This window comes from Soehngenia longivitae, assembly GCF_004684055.1.
GTDB classification, from domain to species: Bacteria; Bacillota; Clostridia; order Tissierellales; family Tissierellaceae; genus Soehngenia; species Soehngenia longivitae.
In genome coordinates, this window is sequence record NZ_SRIB01000004.1 from 32,425 (window position 1) to 52,814 (window position 20,390).

Consider the following 20,390-nt stretch of genomic DNA (forward strand, 5'->3'; position numbering starts at 1 on the left):
TATTTAGATACACTAATATTATATAATATATTCAAACTAATTCATACTAAAATATTGAGGTGCAAAATGTTAATAGCATTAGTATTTGTCTGTGTCTTTATTATTCAATTAATCATAGCATTAGAAATGAATTTCATAGGTCCATTAGCTCCATTTCTAGCAAATTATTTTGGAATTAGAGGTTCAAATGTAATTCTTCTAAACCTAGGATATTCGTTATCTGGTGTATTTGTTCCTTTTATAGGATATTTATCTGATAAATATGGAAAGAAAAGATTTATTCTATATGGTTTAATTTTTTTCGTATTAGGAAGTATAGTATGTGGATTTTCCAAAAATGCTATATTGTTTAGTATTGGAAGAGTATTTATTGGAATATCTTATTTCACACTAATGAGCACATTGCTTTCATATATATCTGACTTCATTAATTACGATAATAGAGGAAAAGCAAATGGAGTAATGAGATTTTCTTTTTCATTGGCAATATTAATTAGTCCAGTTTATGCAAGTTTCATTGTGAATAATTACAACAGTCTAAAATATGTATATTTACCGCTAGCAATAATCGCAATCGTGCCATTCGTTATTCTTATTTTTCTGCCTGATTCTAGAAAAGTAGAAACGCCAAAATTGAGTATCAACAATATAGTAAAAATAGCTAAAAACCCTAAAAATTCTTTGATTTTGACATCGCTTTTTCTAATAATAACTGCTCCAACACTTATATATAACTACTTAGGGCTTCATCTTTCTAGTAATTTTAATTTTACTCAGTCTTCAATAGGATCTTTTTACTCCATAATAGCAATAGGTACAATCATCGGCGTCATATCATCTGCACTTTTATCAGACAGGGTAGGAAACTTAAAATATTCAAAGTTATTCTTTTTTATTTGTTTAATGTCTTTACTACCTTTGGGATTTACTAATAATTTATTACTTTTAACTGTTTCTTCATTTATTTTTGCATTAGGTTTAGATGGCGGATTTAGTGCATTTCAAACATATATAACTGAAGTCGAAAAAGAGATGCGTGGGACATTTTTAAGTTTAACGTATACAGTTAATGCATTAACCATAACTTTTTATTCTATTACAGCCAGAAGTTTATATGAATTTGGTGGTATGAAGATAATTAGTATAATTTCATTTATTTTCATATTGCTTGGTTTGTATTTGATTCGTAATATAGGCAATATTAAACAAGATTAATTTTAAATATTAATCTTGTTTAATATTGCCTTTGCAGCACCAATTATTCCTGAATCATTTAAATATTTAGCTGGTAATATTTCAATTCCCGGATCGTCATTTACGAAACTATGGTAATGCTCTATCATATTGCTCCACCAAATATCTTTAGATAAAATAACCCCGCCTCCAATGACAATAGCTTCTGGATCTAGAATATTTTTTATGCTCACAAGAAAATATCCTAAGTCCATTGCAAATTTATCAATTACTTCTTTTGCGTAAATATCATCGTAGTAGCTTGAAAATATCTCTTTGCCTGTAAGCTTTTTACCACTTTTTTCATAGTAAAAATATTCTACTGCTGTGCCTGATACATATCTTTCCACACAACCATTTTGTCCACAACTGCATTTTACACCATTAGGATACAAAATAGCATGCCCTAGTTCAGTACCTTGAAAATGAGAACCTCTTATCAATTTTTTTTCTAATATTATGCCTCCTCCAAGTCCTGTACCTAATGTTATCATTACAAAACTATTAAAATTTTTAGCAGAACCTAACCAACCTTCACAAATAGCTGCAGCATTTGCATCATTCTCTACCTGAACCGGGAAATCAAATCTTTTTTCTAATTCGTATTTAATCTTTGTACCAGACCATCCTACTACATTCCCCGAAACTGTTAGTACCTCTCCTTTTTCAGAATCAATAAATCCTGGGGAACCAATCCCAATTCCATCTATATTATATTCACTATTAAGTTCTTTTATGAGAGTTTCTATTTTGTCTAATATTTCTGTTCGATTTCCTGTTTTACTAGTTGGAGCAGAAGATTTTTTTAATATATTTCCATATTCATCAACTACACCTGCATTGATTTTTGTTCCTCCTAAATCTACACCCACAACATATTTCATTTTATTCAACCTCCAAATATATATTGTTTATTTCTTCATTTATTTTGCCGATATAGCTGTCTATACTATTATAGTCAACTTTTTCATCATCAATATCATATTCTTTTTTCAGTAATAATATTCTATATAATTTATCATCAATCTCCGATTCAGTGATTGTTCCATTTTCAACTGCTAATTTTACATAATTTACAATATCGCCAATCTGACTGTTGTCATGACATATTAATGCTATATCTCCTCCAGCAATTAAAAATTTGAGTACTGCATCTTTTATATCGTAATTATCTGTAATTGCTCCCATTGTCATATCATCAGATAAAACAACTCCATTGAATTTTAATTTCTCTCTTAAAATATCATTGATAATCTCATAAGACAGCGAACTAGGTTCATTACTTATTTGTGGCAACAATAAGTGACCAACCATAATAGCGCTCATTCCATTGTTAATATTGTAAATGAAGGGTTTCAATTCCAATGTTTCTAGTTCAACTAAATCTTTGTTGATTACTGGTAAATCATAGTGCGAATCAATTTGTGTATCACCATGACCTGGAAAATGTTTGCCAACAGCTACTATTCCTTGATATGATATCCCTTTTGCCAATTGATTTCCTAATTTAGCGACAATATCAGCATCACTGCCAAAAGATCTATCTCCTATTACTTGATTTAAAGGGTTTGAATTGATGTCTAGAACTGGTGCAAAATTCATGTTCAGTCCAAATGTTTTTAACTTACTACCCAGCACAGTCCCAACTTTATAAGCTAATTCGTCATCATTTATTTCCCCAATATCATGCATAGATGGCATCTTTAAATAAAATTTATCCAGTCTTTCTACTCTTCCTCCCTCTTCATCAACAGATAAAAAATATGGAATTTCTCCTTTATTTTCATCTTTTAAAGTATTTATTAAATTTATAAATTGATCTTTTGTTTCTATATTTCTATCAAAAAATATAAACCCTGATAAATTATAATTATTGATAATATCGATTTCATCTTGACTTAATTCATACCCTTCTATACCGACAATAAATAGCTGACTTATTTTATCTTCGATTTTCATATTTGATATTTCTGATTTGATTTCATCTTTTTCTGTATCAATATTTTCACTACTATCAGGCCCTTGCGGTAGTTCATCATTGTTTTTCATCGAACAATTAGCCAACAAAAGAGTTGACATCAACAATATTATTAACTTGATTATTAACTTGCCTTTTCTTTTCAAATCAAGCTCAACCCCTCTCTATTTCAAATCCAATAAATTCCCTCAGCAAAGATTGGGGAGGAATTAAATTTATTTGGTCTATCGGGGTAAAATATTCAAGAAACCTAATTAGCTTCTTAACTTCGCTATAGTAGATACTTGAACTATCTATTTTACTAAGTAAAGGCATTACATAATTTTTTAAAAGTGCTAATTCATAGACTAATGCGGAATTAAACATGACATCAGCATTTTCTTGAAATGGGAAAATATATTTTTCTTCTCCTTCTCTCACGCCTTTCCATAAATTAAATGTCCTTATTGGATCGTTTCCTCTAAATTTTATATCTCTTACCATTCTTCTTAATAATCTAGTATCAGTTGTTGAAATTCTATTGTGATTATCAATGTTTAGCTGCGTAAGAGCTGATATATATATTTTGAATTTATTTTTATCTGGAATTTCATTAGCTACCTTTGGGTTTAAAGCATGAATTCCCTCAATTATTATTGGATGTTCCCTATCTACTTTTATAAACTCCCCACTTTTTTCGCTTTTACCAGTAAAAAAATTAAATTTAGGTAATTCAATAGATTCTCCTTCTAATAAACAAATTAAGTCCTTGTTAAGTTGTTCTAAGTTTAATGCATTTAAAGATTCAAAGTCTGGATTTCCATCTTTTCCTATTGGTGTCTTATCACGATCTAAAAAATAGTCATCCATTGAAATTGATACTGGTCTTTTCCCATTAACTCTCAACTGTGTACCAAGTCTTTTTGCAAATGTAGTTTTCCCAGAAGAAGAAGGCCCAGAAATCAGTATTATTGTTATATCTTCATCATTACATATACTATCAGCTATATGAGCAATTCGTTTTTCATGTAATGCTTCAGAAATTTGAATTATATCATTGACCTTACCTTTGCTGATATATTCATTTAACGATCCTATATTGGATAGACCTAAAATTTCGAGCCATTCTTTAGATTCTTCAAATATTTTAGCCAGTTTTTTCTGGTCTTGAAAATTACTCATATTGAAGTTGTTTTTAATATTTGGAAATAAAATAAGCACTCCAGGGTAATAATACTTCAACTTGAATTCTCTCACAAATCCCGTTGAAGGAGCTAAATAGCCATGAAAAAAATCAATATACTCTCCAATGGAATATAATTTTAATTTTGGTTTCTGCACTGATTTAAATAATAAAACTTTATCTTTCTGATTAGATGACTCAAATATTCTAATAGCTTCTTCTCTACTATATTCCTCCCTTTTAATTTCAATGTCTTTATCTATTATTTCCTTCATTTTTTCCTCAATCAATTGCATATCTTTAAAAGTTATTTTTTTCTTATCACTTAATTCAAAATATAAACCAGGTCCTAAAAAATGATGTATTATGGCCTCGTTTTCTGGAAATAATTCCTTACAAGCTAATATAAAACAAGCGGAAATTGTTTTCGTATATATCCTGTATCCATCTACATCTCTGATGTCAATAAATTCAACCTTGTCATTTTGATTAGGAGATTTAAATAAGGGGTAAATTTCATTGTTAATACGAGCTCCTAAGTATTTTTTGTAGTGTTCCTTAAATACCATTTTGCTAATTTCGAGCAATTTAGTATTATCATCAACTTCTAATTCCCCATATCCAACTACATCAATCTTTAACATATCAAACACCTCTTGAAAATAAATCTTTTTCAATCCTCGAAAATATTTCTGCCTCTTTTATTTCAAACTCTCTACCGTTTAAATACGACAAATCTCCTTCTAAATCTTCAAAAACTATCTTATATGCATGCAACAGTTGATGCTTTAAGCCATAAATATGGTCAAATTTACTGTTAATTTTATCTATCCCATATTTTCTATCTCCAATTATTGGATGACCTATATTTGAAAGCTGGGCTCTTATTTGATGCGTTCTCCCAGTTAATAATTCTATTTCTAACAAAGTATATTCTTCATTACTTTTTATTACCTTAAAACTAGTCTCTATCTTTTTTGAATTATCAGTTGGTTTTTCATATATCATAGATTTATTTTTTATATCGTCTTTGACAAGATAACTAGATTTAACAAAATCACTGTCAATTTTACCTAATGCTATAGTTTTATAGTATTTTTTAATTTTATTATTCTTGATAGCACTATTTATGGCTTTTAATGCTTCATAATTCTTTGCGCCGATTATAATACCCGAGGTATTTCTGTCTAGTCTATTGCAAATACTTGGAGTAAATGTTTTTTCAAGTCGTGGAACATATTCTTTTTTCTGAATTAGATAAGCTATCATATCATCTACTACATTATCCTCTCGTCTGTCAGTAGTACTATGAGAGAGTTTACCAACTGGTTTATTAATTAATATGATATTTTTATCCTCATAACAAATATCTATATCGAAATTCTTGTATTCTGTTGCTTTATCAGATACAAATTTATCCAATAGTTCATCAGATAAATATAATTCAATTTTATCTCCAAAGTAAATAATTGTTTCAGGGCTTGCTTTCTTTCCATTTACTTTTATATTCTTCTTTCTAATCATCTTGTAAATAAAACTTAGCGAAGCACTAGAAAGATACTTCTTTAAAAATCTGTCAAGTCTTTGTTCGTTTTCATTTTTATCAATCAATATTTCCTTCAAACTTTTATCACCTTTTCATTTATATTATGCTATAATTATACTATAAATAAGCAGATTGCAATATACTTAATTGTTACATATTGGGAGTGATAAAGTGAAATCAGTTGATAAACTTAAAGATATTCTCTATGATTCAATAGATTATATAATCATGATAGGCATAGTTGTAGTGGTAATTTTAGTTATAGGTTGGAGGCTTGATATTTTATTTACGGGTAGTGATGTAGCTGAAGTACCTACTAATGAAGTTAGTGAGCCCATAACAAATGAAGTAGAGCCAAAACCCGATGATACAAGTGGCAACCAATCTAATGAGTCCCCAGAAACTCCAAGCAATGAAAATGCTGGATCAACGGAAGTACAAGTTATAATCCCTGATGGTAGTTTACCAAACGAGATAGGCAAGATATTACAGGAAAGTGGAGTTATTGAAGATAGCAATGCATTCGTAAATAAAGCAGTAGAGCTTGGATTAGATACAAAGCTTAGATCTGGTAGCTATTCATTGAACACAAATCAAACAATCGAAGAAATTGTTCTTATAATATCAAAACAGGCTAGTAATTACTAGCCTGTTTAATACTTTTCATTGATGTATTCATCAATAATAGATTTTCTTTTTTGGTTTGAAAATATGCCCTCTCTTTTTATTATTTCTAAGAGCCAAGGAGCTTTAGAGTGAAAAATAGCTTCTTTATAATCTAATAACACTATTTCATAGAGTTTGTCACTTAAAGATTTTGATTCGCATTGAATAAAATAGCTTTCTACTCCTTTAAATTTAACTAGGTTCAATATTTCTAGAGTAGTCTTATCCTTTAAATTGTAGTAATTATTAGCCTTATTAAGATAAGTAACATAATTTTTTAGTTGTTTTTTATTCCCTTTTGATTCTTTAGAAAGCATTTTATAGTACTTAGCTAACACATTATAATATTGATAATTATACATTCCTTTCTCAAAACTGTCTACTTTGAGAAACGGATTCAGATTCATACTTTTAACAAAATGGTAATTATTTTCTAAAAACTCTCTTTTGGTTATGTCTCCCTTTTCGTATTGAAAAATCAGTGAAGAACGGTTTTCAAAAAAAATGTTAAACAAACTTTTTCTAGCACAATAATACAAAACTAACACCCAATCTAATATATATTATAGTAAATACCCACGAAATTATAAGATTATGCTTCTATTTCATAGCAATAGGATTTCAAATTTTCAGGAATCTTATCTAATGTATAATCTACATTAATATAAAATTCAACGTTAAACTTCTCAGATATCTTTTCCAATGTATCAATTAAAAACACTAAATCTTTAAGCTCAATATTCATCAATTTATAAATCCCATCTACATAAATCTTTTCTAAATCATAATCCATTGACATTATACCACACAAAAAGCCATAGAAACTCTTAACATTTAAAATGTTAAATTCCATGGCATTAATCAACCTGACATTATAATTCAAACTAAAAATATGTTCGTCATCAACATCAACAAATACAATATTTCCATTCCCTTCAAGCATATCCTTATTAGCATTGTCAATTAACCATTTTGTTTTCCCGGAACCTTGCTCTCCTAAGATGAACTTAACCATGTTAACCACCTTACCTTTCTTATTTGTCAGATTAAATATTTCTTAAAGCACTACCTCCAAGATAATCGAATTTAGCTCCTTGATAGGTTTGTGCTTTTATCATACTATCAACTATTTCGTCTTTTATTTTCCACCATGACTGATTCCAATTAACTATCAAAGAATCTTCTCTAGGTGCTCTACCAATAAGCCTCTGAATAATTATATTAGGGTTGAGGTATTCTAAGAATAACACTACTCTTTTTATATAGTCGTCTTTAGACAATAAATTAAATTTACCATCTAGATACTCTTCTGCTAATTTAGTTTTATCTACAATGTATAAACTATGTAGTTTAACCTCATCAATTCCCAAACTTGATAAAATCTTTGATGTCTCAATAGTATCATCTATGTCATCCCATGGTAAATCAAGAATTACATGAGCACAAATTCTTAGATTATGGGCTTTAATTCTTATACATGTATCGATAAATTCAGCTAAAGTATGACCTCTATTTAGTTTTCTCAGAGTTTTATAATTAGCAGTCTGAAGACCTAACTCTATTGTTATATCTATACCCACTTTTTCTTGTATATCACTCAAATATTTAATTTGTTCATCACTAACACAATCTGGTCTAGTTGATATTGAAATTCCAACTATATCATCATTAATCGCTTGATTGATTATATTTTTAAATTTCTCAATCCCCATGTAGGTATTGCTATAATTTTGAAAATAAGCTATAAATTTATCAGCTTTATATTTATTCCTAATGTAGATCATGTTTTTTTCAATTTGATCTTTAATAGAATAATTGTTGGGAAGATTTTCAAATGATCCACCTTTTTCGCCACAATAAATACAGCCTCCGATACCTACATTGCCATCTCGATTAGGGCAAGTTAGATCTAAACTAATTGGCAATTTATAAACTTTACATCCATATTTTTCTTTTAAATATACTGAATATTCTCTATATACATTTGATTGCATTATATTTACCTTTTCCTTAAATAAAAATCTAATATTTCTGATACTCCAGAATTATTATTATCAAAATTAGTTACAACGTTTGCATTCATTTTGCAAACTTTAGCGCCTCTATTTAAGTCAAAGTACTTTGCATATGCAAAGTACTTTGACTTAAAACAAATTATTCTTCAAAATCTTCATCGTCTGAAAACAAAGTGTAAAATGCTTCTGCTACAACATCAAATTCTTCTTCATTCTCTATCAATAATAGCTCAAACTCATCGTTCTCTTCGTCTTCGACATATTGATATAATAGCACTTCATCTTCATCATCTTCTTCAGTTAATGGAAGCAATGCAATGTATTCCTTATCTTCCACCTCAAATATTCCCATTACTGCACATTCTAACTCCGTGTCGTCCTCTAGAGTAAGAGTAATTATTTCCATATCTTCTTCATGATTGTGATCATGCTCGTGATTGTGATCATGCTCGTGGTGGTGATGTTCGTGGTTGTGATCATGCTCGTGATTATTATCGTTCATTTTTATTCTCCTTTATTATTTACTTATTCATTATAATGATACATTATTTTTCTTTCTCATTCAAGTTAAATTTAGCTTAGTTTATGAAAATCAATATTTCCAAACAAATCCACTATTATAATATATAAATTACTTTCTCCATTCAATGTTATATTTATCTTATTTTCTTTTATAGACGTCTTATCAAGCGAGCTAACAATATTGAAACTATCATTTTGATTATTACATACATATATTTTTTCGATATACAAAAACGGTTTAGTCTTTAATTTATCATTATGGATATTTATATAATCCTTAACAAATAAGTATAGATTTTTCTCATCCTTATAATATTCAATATCAAAGGTCCGACAAAATTTTTGACTTTCTTTTTCAATTAATAATGTGAAATCTGAATTTCTTAATCTTCTCTCTGTGTAAATAATGCTGATTGGATTTTGATCGCACCCAATCCACTTCCTATTTAATTCACTAGCAGCTACCGCTGTTGTCCCACTCCCTAAATAAAAATCAGCTACTATTGCATTATCATTGGTTGATGCTAATATGGCTTTCTTTATCAACTCTAATGGTTTTTGAGACGAATAGTTAACTCTTTCTTTGCTAGTTCTTCCGACCATATTTATATTCCAGACATCTTTAGCTTTAACAAGTGTGTACCACCCTAAATCATCTTTGTATTCAATAACATCCCTGAATTTATATGGTTTATAACCTCTGTTATATGATTTTTCTTTTTGTTGATTAAAAATATATTTATTTGTTTTACTATAAAGATATATGTTATCATGCTTCTTAGAAAATCTCCTATTACTTGCACCACCCGATTTATAAACCCATATAATTTCATTGATAAAATTCTTTTCTCCAAAAACTTCATCTAGAACAATTCTAATATAATGATTTATTCTATTGTCAACATGAACATAAATGCTCCCAGTATCAGATAATAATTCTCTCATCAAGTTCATTCTTAAAGCAATATCGTAGATGAATTGCTCTAAACCATTTTCATAGCTATCAGAAAAATCATTTCTCTTTAAAACTATTTCCTCATCTTCTAGATTAATCTTTATCTTTTTATCAAAACTCATGTTTGTAAAAAAAGGAGGGTCGATGTATATCAAGTCAATTTTATTTGAATATCCCCTTCTAATTAAATCAATTAAGCAATATAAGTTATCAGTCAAATATAAATAATTCTCATTAATTCCATTGCCAAATATAATGGAGCTAAATTTAATATTTTTAGAAACAACTAATTCAGAATTATTTATTGCTTTAGTGATTATATCATACATTTTATTTAAAATAGTCATGATATCTCCAATCAATATTTTCTAGTATAAAAAATCATCCCATTTAATATAATTATTCATTATTGAAACAAATTCAGTAAGATACTTTAAGTGTAATTGATTGAATCTATTGAAATACGGGCTGTCTATATCCAACACCCCAAATACTTTTTCGAATTGAATAATAGGAATTACTATCTCAGACCTAGAGTTTTCATCACATGCAATATGTCCTTCAAACTCATTAACATTATCTACTATAATTGGTTCTTTTTTTGCTACGCTAGTTCCACAAACTCCCTTGCCTATCTTTATTCTGTTACATGCCGGTAGACCTTGAAATGGTCCTAATACAAGCTCTGAATCTTTTATAAAATAAAAACCACTCCAATTTATATTATCAATGCAAGCTTTTATTATGGCTGTTGAATTAGATAAATTAGCTAAAATATCAGTTTCTGAAGATAATTGCCCTTTTAGTAACAAGTTCATGTACTTTAATCTATCTATCTCATTCATCTTGTTGATTGAATCTGTTTTGATCATCCTGTCACCTACCTCGACAAATCTATATGACAATAGCCATTTGGATTCTTCTTTAAATATTTTTGATGATATTCCTCTGCTAAATAAAATGAGCTTAAAGGCAATAGTTCAGTGACTATTTTCTCTTTATAATTTTTTTGTACTTCATCCATGTATTTTGCTATTATGTTTTTATCTTTTTCATTAACATAATATACGCCTGTTCTATATTGGTTCCCAATATCTCCGCCTTGTCTATTCAATAATGTAGGATCTATTATATTGAAAAATTTTTGCAATAATTCTTCTAATGTGATAACTGATTCATCATATCTAATATATACTGTTTCTGCATGTCTCGTAGTCCCAGTACAAACTTCTTCATAAGTTGGGTTTTTTTTAGTTCCATTCGCATATCCAACTTTTGTTTCTACTACACCATCAATTCTAGAAAAATATTCTTCTACTCCCCAAAAGCATCCACCAGCAAAATAAATTTCATTCATTTAAATACCTCCCCTTATATATCAAAATATATCAAATAAGTTTCAAAACAAACGGCACTAAAATTATAGTTATAATTCCTGCTAAAGTTATTGCAATAGAAGACATCGCACCTTCAATATCTCCCAATTCCATAGCTTTAGTTGTTCCCATTACATGTGAAGCAGTCCCTAATGCAATGCCTTTTGCAATATTATTATTAATATTAAATGTCTTTAATACATACTCTCCTATAACATATCCTAATGTGCCACTTAATATAACAAAAGTGACAGCTAAAGAAGCATTTGTGCCTAGCATATTAGCTATTTCTATTGCTATTGGTGTAGTAGTGTTTTTCGGTATTAATGAAGTAATCAATAACTTGTCAAAGTTAAATAACTTACCCATAATTATTGTTGAAAAAACTCCAGTCAACACTCCAACCAATACTCCTGATATTATTATTAGATAATTATTCTTAAATACATCCCATTGTTTATATAATGGCACTGCCAATGCAATTGTAGCAGGTGCAAGGAAAAAAGTGATTATGTTTCCACCTAAATTATAAGTTTCTAAATCTATGTTGAAAGTCTTTAATATAAATATAATAGCAGCTATAGCTAATAACAACGGATTTAATATTGGCATTCTAAGTCTTTGAGAAATAAATCTAGCTAAAAAATAGGTGATGATCGAAATTGTGACACCAAATAACGGAGTATCAATTGCCCAGTCCATTTATTCTTCCTTTCTCTTTTTCATATTTATCATAAATTGAATAGTTTTACCAGTTGTTATCATCACTAATATCATTGTTAAACAAACTGTAATTATGATAGTTACAAAATCATTTTTTAAAACATCCAATACATTTATTATACCTACGCCAATAGGTAAGAACATAAATGGGAGATATTCTAACAAAGTATTAGAAATATCTTCAACGGATGATAATTTTAGTATTTTTAATTTTAATAAAATAAATAAAATGAACATTCCTATTATTGTAGGCGGTAATATATTAATATAATTTGCTGATAATATATTTGCTATCCATAAAATAAAGAACATAATTCCAAGTTGATTCAATTTTTTCATATTAATCTAATTCCCTCTCTAAAAATACTGGCAGGGGTCCCCTGCCAGTATTAAAATGGTGCAAACCCTTGTTGTGACCACCAATCTTTGGTGTATAAATCATATTGTTTAGTAAATTGTTCTAAATGTACTTTTTCCCATTTAATTAATAAATCATAAAGATCTTTAGCCTCTTTATACTCGGTTTTATTTTTTGCCTGCTCATAAAACTCGATTGAATCTTTCTCCATCTGTATTCCAATGCTGTATACTGATATGGCAAGTGATAGAAAGTCGTTATCAACTTTATCCCATGTGAATATTCCAGGAGAGTCTATTGTTTTCAAACTCAATAAATCAATGTCTTCAGTATCGTCTTTATCCATTTCTTTGAGCAAATCTTTAAGATACTCAACATGTTTCAACTCTTCATTTGCTAATTCGAGGAATGAATTTTTATTATTTTGACCATCAATTTCTTTTGCTGCTAGTTTATAAAACTCATAACCCTCAATTTCGTTTAAAATTCCTTGTTTAATGATGTCTTGTTCTTCTTTATACATACACTCACCTCCGTAGAATATTCTATATATACCCTGCTAGGCTATCTTTAATTATTTTTAATAATTATAAAAATAATTATCATATTCAAATATATCTAATTTAATTTGATCCTTGTATTGCAACCATTCTTCATATTTATTTATTGGACCCAACAAGTCTCTCATCCTTTGCAATAGCTTTTCATAAGTACAATTGTTAATAAAATCAATACTTGGATTTTTACAGAAAATATCTGCTATTACATTTAAAAGTTCAATAGTTATATCTTCTTTTTCTCTTTCATTAATCTTCATGCCTTCCATCGCAGTGCTAATTAAATTAATGTATGTTAATTCTAGATACTTTAAGAATTCTTCAAAATCATCACAGTTTGAACCATTTTGTATATCAAATATCATCTTGAAAAATACAAACCATCTAAAGTCTTTGTTGATTATCTCCAATATCTTATTTCCAAATTTGCTTAAAAATTCATCAGCATATTGTATATCTCTTTCAAAAGTTAAGTAGGTATCAAAGTTAATATCTGCATTACCTATCTCGTTTAACCTATTTAGTATTATTAGAAATTCATCAGTATACCCACCACTGTCATCTTCTGCATTCATAAATAAGAAATCTACAATAATATCTGTTGATTTTTTTAGTTCTATAATCACCCCAACTTCATTTCTTATGTTCACTGAGTAAATATCGTGAATCATTTTTGACAGCAGTGCTTTAAGCTGTGATTTTTTTGACACTTCATCACTAGCATTCATTATGTCCAGATGATTATATATTAACATTAATTGTCTATCTATCATTGACAAATTGTCTTTTATAGAGGACATTATATCCCTAAAAAAATCTTCAATTATCATATAATTATAATTTTTGTATAATACTTTATGCTCAATATCGCTCCAAAAGATATTTACCATAGATTTTATTTGTAATTCAAAGTTGACTGAGATATCGTTCTTTATATACTTCCCATCGATTTTGTAAATCTCAAAGCCATTCTTTTGGATCTGAGGTTGTTTTTCACCTAAGTTTAAGTAAATACTTTCATTTAACGGATTAGTAAAATAACCATTTTCTTTTTCAATGTTAAAAAGTGAAATAATATCTTGATATATCTTCTTTTCATCTTCAAGAAATCTACATTCTATTCTAAATCCAATTAAATCAGATAAATTTTCAATTAATATCTCAGGTGTTTTAAATTTTAGATAAAAATTATGCCTTAAAATTTTTTCTTTTAAACTTTCACTTGATTTTATTCTGTAATTTACATTCAAAAAATGATCCTTGATAAAAAAACTATTGTTAAAGAAATTTTCTAATTCTTCTGCAACTCTGTTTAATTTATCAGCATCTTTCTCAATCAAGGCTAAAGTTTGATCAATGAAATCAAATAGCTCCAACTTCATATTTATCCTCCTATGACATACTCTATATAATTATATCATAAAAATTTGAAAGCTACTTGAAAAAAATAAAAGCAAGAAGAAATTCCCCCTTGCTTTTATGAAAGTTGATTATTCAAATAAATGCGTTTCTAATATTTGATCTTTTCTAAATCCTTGCAACCCCATATAATAGTATAAATTATTTAACAAATGATCTAATTTTACAGGTCCTACTATTTCAGATCCTGTTACGATAACACCGTACTTTTTAGCCTCTTGTTTTACAAATTCGAAAGTTCTATACAATGGAGTTTGGTTGCAGTCAAACATATTCATAGACACAACAACTCCACTTCTCTCTGGAAATTTTATCCCCACAGCTCTTACAGTTGAAAAACCACCACTTGGACCTCTTACTGCTTTTGCTATTTCTTTAGCTATGCTTATGTCTTCTGTAGCTAAAAATACATTAAAAGCTGTTAATCCTTCTAAATCTGCACTCACAATTGTTGCACCTAATTTTTCATCTAATTGACCATCGGTAGATAAATCCGGCTTTCTCAACTCATATTCGGGATTGTTTTTATCTTTCAATAATTCTTTTAATCCTTCATATTGTCCTTTTCTAATAAATGAAATACTTTTCTTTTCTTCAGTTCGAGCATTTGCCCCAGAGAAATATATTGGGACTTTAAATTTATTAAATAGTTCATTGCCAATTTCTTCAGCAAGTTTTACACATTCTTCTAATGAAATATTTGACAATGGAAAAACTGGTATAGTATCTTGTGCTCCAATTCTAGGATGTGTCCCTTTCTGTTCTCTCATGTCAATAAGTTCGTAAGACTTACTAGCCATATTAATTAGAGCTTCTTTTAATGGTTCTGGTTCCCCGATTATTGTTAATACAGTTCTATTAAAATCATATTCTGGCTCAACACTTATTAGTTTTACACCTTCTACTTTTCTTACTTCGTCAGCAATTTTATTGATAACATCTTCTCTTCTGCCATCACTAAAATTTGGTACTGCTAATATGTATTTTTTTGACATTTTATCGCCCCTTTGTATTTATATTTTGATATTAGCATATTTATCTGCTTTCTTCATTGTTAAAATTATATAAAAATTCTTTTGCTCTTTCATAATCATTTATGTTATCTATGTCTAAATTGTAGATGCTGTTATCAAATTTTACTCTTTTAATTATGTCTTTATACTTATGAATAATCTTTCTTGCACCTTCATCTCCAGATAAAGATAATAATTCATTTCTATATTCATTAGGAATTATTACAGGATTGCCCCTTTGTCCCATATAATAAGGGACTATTATCTTCCCTTTGTCAATATTGTATTCATCTATTATTCGATCTATAATGCTTGAAAATACAAAAGGTTGGTCGCCTAATAGAAACAAGTAATCAGAATTTTCTTGAGCATTTAATATACCGACCTTGATACTTTCTGATTGTCCATGATAAGCCTCTCCATTGTATACCAATCTAATCTCAGGATTTAATGATAGCTTAGTTATGTCATTATTTCTATAGATTAATATTAAATCATCTAACTTTGAATTTACAGCATTTTTTAGCACAAACTCTATAATAAATTCATTGCCTAATTTCATCATAAGTTTGTCTTTATTCATTCTAGTTGAAAACCCGGAAGCTAATATTATTCCAGTTATCATATTAATTCTCCATGTTTTTTATCAATGAATCTAAAGATAATCCTAATTCATATAGTTTTTTGTCATCTCCGATTACACTTAGAAATTTAAATAATTTACCATCTTCTACTCTTTTTTTGATTGGAGTAGCAATATATTTCATTTCCCCACTCTTTAATTTTAAGAATGTTTTATCTGCTTGATATAAGTTTAATCCTATCGAATTTTTTTCATTAGAATATATAACATTTCCTTCTTCATCCGTTATATAAATAGCATCCATTTCTGTTTTCTCTAATAAAAATTCTATATCATGATCTGTTAATGACCTTTTATCTCTTACAAAATCGATTACAAAATTTGTCTTTTCTAACATTTTATTCTCCATAATTCCCCCTGCGACTATTTGTTGTAATATAGTTATATTGTCGCGGATGTCATTTATTTTGTTTTGTAGCATCAGTGATTTTTCCTTTTGTTTAACTGCTTGATCATTTGTATCATCCATATTTTTAGAAATCTCATAAGATATTTTTGCTATATTGTCAATATCATTTAATAGATTAATTGTCTTTTGAATTGATTTGTCAGATTCTAATGACATATCACTTAAATCTTCTTTTCCAAGGTTCAGTTTCTCAATAATTGTATTGAACTCGCTGTTGATTTTATCAATAATTCCATCATTTTCTTCCATATACTCCATTTCTTCAAGCATTGATTCCATAATACTTTGTATCTCATCATCTAAAGTTTTAATCACATCTGAGATCTTAGAAGAGACAACCTCTGTTTGATTTGCTAACTTTCCTACTTCCGATGCTACAATTGCAAAACCTCTACCATATTCTCCAGCCCTCGCTGCTTCTATAGAAGCATTTAAAGACAGCATTTTGGTTTTATTTGATATTTCTTCAATCGTATCTATAAATGAGTTTACTTCTAACATAAATTCTTTTACATTTTTTATACTATTTGTAGAACTCTTGATCATATCATTAGACGATTTAACCCTTGATCTAATAATCTCTGAATTCTTCATACTAGATTGTGCAGAACTTATCGAATCTTGAATAAATTGAGTTTTATTCTTTATTGATTCAGTTAATTCTTTTAGCGTATGCATGATAAAATCTGTAGATTGTTTCGTTTCTGTTAACATATCAGATTGTTGCCCTGTCATGTCATTTATTGTTGATACATTTGATTTAATCAACTCGGCGTTTTTTGTAGTATCTTCAGAAATTGAATATAATTCCTCACATATTTTATATATATTGGAAGATGCTAAAATTTGTTCCCTATAATTCACCTTGTTATTTGATAATTTCTCAGTATCATCTAGTGACCGTGGTGATTCCATTTTCTTGGTATCAGGCCTTTTGCTAAAATTATAAACAATAAATGAAAATAAAAAAGATAGGAATATGGCTGAAACAACAATTAAAGTCACATTATCTATTTTAGTGATTAAAAATATACTAACTAAACTAACTACTAAAAATGATGTAAATATTTTTATATTGTTTTTCAAATTATCCTCTCCCATCAATCGAATAAATCAATAAATTTATTTTCTAAAACATCAAACAATCCTCTATCAGTAATTTTTATTTCTGGAATAACAGGTAAAGCAAGAAATGACAGCGTCATAAATGGTTCAATTTCATCTGGTACACCTAAATTATCATGTGCTATGATCTTTAAATTCTCTAATTCATTAGATACTTCGTTTATTGGCTTATTTGACATTAATCCTCCTATTTCAAGAGCTAATTCGCCTAAAATCTGTTCTTTACTAGTTATGACTATCCCTCCTCCGATTTTTCTCAACTCATTTACTGCTAGCAAAATATCATCATCATTGTCTCCTATCGCTATTATATTGTGGGAGTCATGAGCAACTGTAGAAGCAATAGCTCCATTTTTTATGTTAAAGCCTTCAACTATGCCTAGTGCAAAATTTCCGGTGTTTTTATGCCTTTCTACAACAATGATTTTTGAATATATGCTATTTGATACAATATCTTTAAAGTATTTATCGGCATTTATTTTTATTTTTTTAGTTACTAAATTGCCAGGTTCTATTTTAATAGCATTCATATAATTTCCAGTCTTAACAATCGTCAAATCACTTTTATTTAAACTTTTCATATTAACTGTATTCATTAAATTTTCGCAAGGAGTATTTTGTGTCCCAAATAGTATTTGATTGCCTTTAGCAACTATGGTTCCTTCTCTATAAACTTCTTCTACGTTAAAATCATATAAATTATTGAATGTAATAAAATTTGCTTTATACCCTGGTGCAATTGCTCCTACATCTTTTAAATTATATACTAGAGCAGTATTTATTGTTGCCATCTTTATGCAGTCTATTGGATCTAATCCTAATGAAATAGCCATTCTAATGTTATTATCTATGCTTCCATGGTTTATAAGATCGCAAGGCTCTCTGTCATCTGTGCAAAACATCATCCTGCTTATATTGTTTTTATTCACACCTTTAACCAAATCTCTTAAATTTCTAGCAGCCGATCCTTCTCTTATATGTATATACATTCCTAATTCTAGTCTGTCTGTCATTTCCTCAATATTTGTACACTCATGTTCTGTTTTAATTCCCGCTAAAGCATACGCATATAAGTTATCTCTTGTTATTCCAGGACAATGCCCGTCAATTATTTTGTTGTACTCTTTTGCTTTCTCTATTTTCCCTAAGATTTCAGGATCACAGTTTATGACAGAATTAAAATCCATTACTTCACCCAATCCTAAAACTCTATCGATTGCCATTAATTCTTCGATTTCTTTCACTCCAATATATGCTCCAGAGTCTTCAAAAGGAGTTGCTGGTACACAACTTGGTGCCATAATATACACATCTAATGGTAAGTTTTCGCTATCTTTTAGCATAAAGTCAATGCCATCCATACCTGTTACGTTCGCTATTTCGTGTGGATCAGCAATAACTGTCAAAACACCATGGGGAACTACTGCTTTAGCAAATTGAGATGGTGTTACCTTTGAGGATTCTATGTGAACATGACCATCTATTAAAGTGGGGGCAACATAACTATCAAATAAATCGATTTCTTCATATGCTTCGTAATTGCCAAAGCCAACTATATATCCATGTTTAACTGCAAAATTTGTTTTTATTATTGTATTCGTAAATACATCAACAATTTTGGCATTTTTAAATAGAAAGTCTGCTTTTTCTCTTCTCATAGATGTATCTATCAAATTCTTCATAGTTGATCCTCCGATTTAACTTTTTTAAGTGCACTTATTATTTTATCTGGCGTTGCTGGAAGTTCATTTATCCTAACATTAATCGCATCATATATTGCGTTTAATATTGCTGGAGCCACGGGTATTGTAACTGGCTCGCCTATTCCCTTTGCACCAAATGGCGCTGTAGATTCGGGATCTTCGATGATTATTTTATCAATGTCAATCGTATCCATCGATGTCGGCAATAAGTATTTAGAATATTTATTGTTCATTATTTTCCCATCAACGATATTTAAATCTTCAAACAAACAATAACTTTGCCCCATGTAAAATCCTCCGTCTATTTGTCCTTCTATCATCCTTGGGTTTACAGCTTTTCCTACATCCTGAGCAAACCTAGCATGTATAATATTTACAATTCCTGTAAGAGTGTTAACCTCTACCTCCACTTCACATGCGCTGAAAGTATAAGGCCAATATGGTTCACCTTGACCAGTTTCTACATCCATTTCTACAGTATGAGCTGTAAAACTAGCTTGAGACTCAAAAAATCCGTTTTTTACATTTGAAGCGATTTCCAAAAAACTAACTTTATCGTTTTTACTTGAGTTTAAGTAAACGTTTGAATCAGATACAATTAATCCTTCAGTTGAATCTAAATTTAGTATTTCTTTAGCTTTGGCTTTTAGTTCTTCAATAAATTTTTCGCACGCAAGTTTTATTGCGTTTCCAGTATTATAGGTCTGTCTGCTTGCTGCAGCAGTCCCTGCATCTGGTGTATTAATAGTATCTTCACTATATAAAATTATGTCTTCTATGTTTATATTTAGAGTTTCTGCTGCAATCTGTACAAATACAGTTTTCGCTCCTTGTCCAACTTCAGTACCGCCGACAAATATACTAACCTTACCGTCTTTATTTAGTCTTACAATTGCATTAGATACATCTGGATACCCATTGCCATATCCAGTGCCATAGTATGATATAGCTAAGCCTTTTCCTCTTTTTATCATGATTTTCCCTCGC

At 29.1% G+C, this 20,390-nt stretch carries 22 protein-coding genes; 2 read left to right on the forward strand and 20 right to left on the reverse strand.

Translation table 11 applies throughout. The features are described 5' to 3' along the window. Positions 1-66 precede the first annotated feature (66 nt). Positions 67-1,215 carry an MFS transporter gene (locus E4100_RS03865; RefSeq protein ID WP_135270730.1) on the forward strand — a complete coding sequence of 383 codons (1,149 nt, stop codon included), beginning with the start codon at positions 67-69 and terminating at the stop codon, positions 1,213-1,215. 2 nt (positions 1,216-1,217) lie between these two features. Here E4100_RS03865 and E4100_RS03870 read toward each other — a convergent pair whose 3' ends face one another. From E4100_RS03870 to E4100_RS03885, 4 genes are read right to left on the reverse strand one after another with little or no spacing between them, the layout of a single operon-like run. Continuing rightward, a complete protein-coding gene (locus tag E4100_RS03870) occupies positions 1,218-2,117 on the reverse strand; it encodes an ROK family protein (RefSeq protein WP_135270731.1) in 900 nt (299 codons plus the stop codon). Position 2,118: 1 nt separating this feature from the next. Then, complete coding sequence (nagZ, locus tag E4100_RS03875) at positions 2,119-3,357, reverse strand: beta-N-acetylhexosaminidase (RefSeq protein ID WP_209315258.1); 1,239 nt, start codon at positions 3,355-3,357, stop codon at positions 2,119-2,121. 7 nt (positions 3,358-3,364) lie between these two features. Further along, positions 3,365-5,017 carry a nucleoside kinase gene (locus E4100_RS03880; RefSeq protein ID WP_245196353.1) on the reverse strand — a complete coding sequence of 551 codons (1,653 nt, stop codon included), beginning with the start codon at positions 5,015-5,017 and terminating at the stop codon, positions 3,365-3,367. A gap of 1 nt (position 5,018) precedes the next feature. Further along, a complete protein-coding gene (locus E4100_RS03885; protein ID WP_135270732.1) occupies positions 5,019-5,996 on the reverse strand; it encodes an RluA family pseudouridine synthase in 978 nt (325 codons plus the stop codon). A 94-nt stretch (positions 5,997-6,090) separates the two neighbouring features. On the opposite strand from E4100_RS03885, the gene E4100_RS03890 reads away from it, so the two are divergent. Continuing rightward, positions 6,091-6,567, forward strand: coding sequence for an endolytic transglycosylase MltG (locus E4100_RS03890; RefSeq protein ID WP_135270733.1), 477 nt, complete (start codon positions 6,091-6,093; stop codon positions 6,565-6,567). Between the two features lie 5 nt (positions 6,568-6,572). On the opposite strand, the gene E4100_RS03895 is transcribed toward E4100_RS03890, so the two are convergent. The 16 genes from E4100_RS03895 to E4100_RS09525 form a co-directional block, all read right to left on the reverse strand. Then, a complete protein-coding gene (locus E4100_RS03895; protein WP_345702327.1) occupies positions 6,573-7,133 on the reverse strand; it encodes a DUF6648 family protein in 561 nt (186 codons plus the stop codon). Positions 7,134-7,177: 44 nt separating this feature from the next. Beyond that, on the reverse strand, positions 7,178-7,600 hold the full coding sequence (locus E4100_RS03900) for a hypothetical protein (protein ID WP_135270735.1): 423 nt from the start codon (positions 7,598-7,600) through the stop codon (positions 7,178-7,180). Positions 7,601-7,631: 31 nt separating this feature from the next. Next, the gene (mnmL, locus tag E4100_RS03905) at positions 7,632-8,579 is read right to left on the reverse strand and encodes a tRNA modification radical SAM protein MnmL/YtqA (RefSeq protein WP_135270736.1); all 948 of its coding nucleotides are present in this window, start codon (positions 8,577-8,579) and stop codon (positions 7,632-7,634) included. A gap of 160 nt (positions 8,580-8,739) precedes the next feature. Beyond that, positions 8,740-9,102: a DUF1292 domain-containing protein gene (locus E4100_RS03910; RefSeq protein WP_209315259.1), complete on the reverse strand. Its 363-nt coding sequence runs from the start codon at positions 9,100-9,102 to the stop codon at positions 8,740-8,742. A gap of 71 nt (positions 9,103-9,173) precedes the next feature. Further along, on the reverse strand, positions 9,174-10,424 hold the full coding sequence (locus tag E4100_RS03915) for a DNA-methyltransferase (RefSeq protein WP_135270737.1): 1,251 nt from the start codon (positions 10,422-10,424) through the stop codon (positions 9,174-9,176). 21 nt (positions 10,425-10,445) lie between these two features. Further along, positions 10,446-10,949, reverse strand: a complete 504-nt coding sequence (locus E4100_RS03920) for a GAF domain-containing protein (RefSeq protein ID WP_135270738.1) — start codon at positions 10,947-10,949, stop codon at positions 10,446-10,448. 8 nt (positions 10,950-10,957) lie between these two features. Then, positions 10,958-11,434 (reverse strand): peptide-methionine (S)-S-oxide reductase MsrA, encoded by a 477-nt coding sequence (gene msrA / locus E4100_RS03925; protein WP_135270739.1) that lies wholly within the window; start codon positions 11,432-11,434, stop codon positions 10,958-10,960. A 31-nt stretch (positions 11,435-11,465) separates the two neighbouring features. Beyond that, positions 11,466-12,155: an LrgB family protein gene (locus E4100_RS03930; protein ID WP_135270740.1), complete on the reverse strand. Its 690-nt coding sequence runs from the start codon at positions 12,153-12,155 to the stop codon at positions 11,466-11,468. Continuing rightward, a complete protein-coding gene (locus E4100_RS03935) occupies positions 12,156-12,515 on the reverse strand; it encodes a CidA/LrgA family protein (RefSeq protein ID WP_135270741.1) in 360 nt (119 codons plus the stop codon). Between the two features lie 50 nt (positions 12,516-12,565). Further along, entirely contained in the window at positions 12,566-13,057 is a 492-nt protein-coding gene (locus E4100_RS03940) for a ferritin-like domain-containing protein (protein WP_135270742.1), read from the reverse strand. A 57-nt stretch (positions 13,058-13,114) separates the two neighbouring features. After that, on the reverse strand, positions 13,115-14,473 hold the full coding sequence (locus tag E4100_RS03945) for a GTP pyrophosphokinase (protein ID WP_135270743.1): 1,359 nt from the start codon (positions 14,471-14,473) through the stop codon (positions 13,115-13,117). Positions 14,474-14,581: 108 nt separating this feature from the next. After that, positions 14,582-15,505 (reverse strand): glutamate formimidoyltransferase, encoded by a 924-nt coding sequence (gene ftcD / locus E4100_RS03950; RefSeq protein WP_135270744.1) that lies wholly within the window; start codon positions 15,503-15,505, stop codon positions 14,582-14,584. A 40-nt stretch (positions 15,506-15,545) separates the two neighbouring features. Further along, a complete protein-coding gene (locus E4100_RS03955) occupies positions 15,546-16,148 on the reverse strand; it encodes a nucleotidyltransferase family protein (RefSeq protein WP_135270745.1) in 603 nt (200 codons plus the stop codon). A gap of 1 nt (position 16,149) precedes the next feature. Further along, entirely contained in the window at positions 16,150-17,661 is a 1,512-nt protein-coding gene (locus tag E4100_RS03960) for a methyl-accepting chemotaxis protein (protein WP_167792068.1), read from the reverse strand. 14 nt (positions 17,662-17,675) lie between these two features. Continuing rightward, a complete protein-coding gene (ade, locus tag E4100_RS03965; RefSeq protein ID WP_135270747.1) occupies positions 17,676-19,382 on the reverse strand; it encodes an adenine deaminase in 1,707 nt (568 codons plus the stop codon). Then, positions 19,379-20,377 carry a xanthine dehydrogenase family protein molybdopterin-binding subunit gene (locus tag E4100_RS09525; protein WP_135270748.1) on the reverse strand — a complete coding sequence of 333 codons (999 nt, stop codon included), beginning with the start codon at positions 20,375-20,377 and terminating at the stop codon, positions 19,379-19,381. Before E4100_RS09525 ends, ade begins: the two co-directional genes overlap by 4 nt. Between the last annotated feature and the right edge of the window lie 13 nt (positions 20,378-20,390).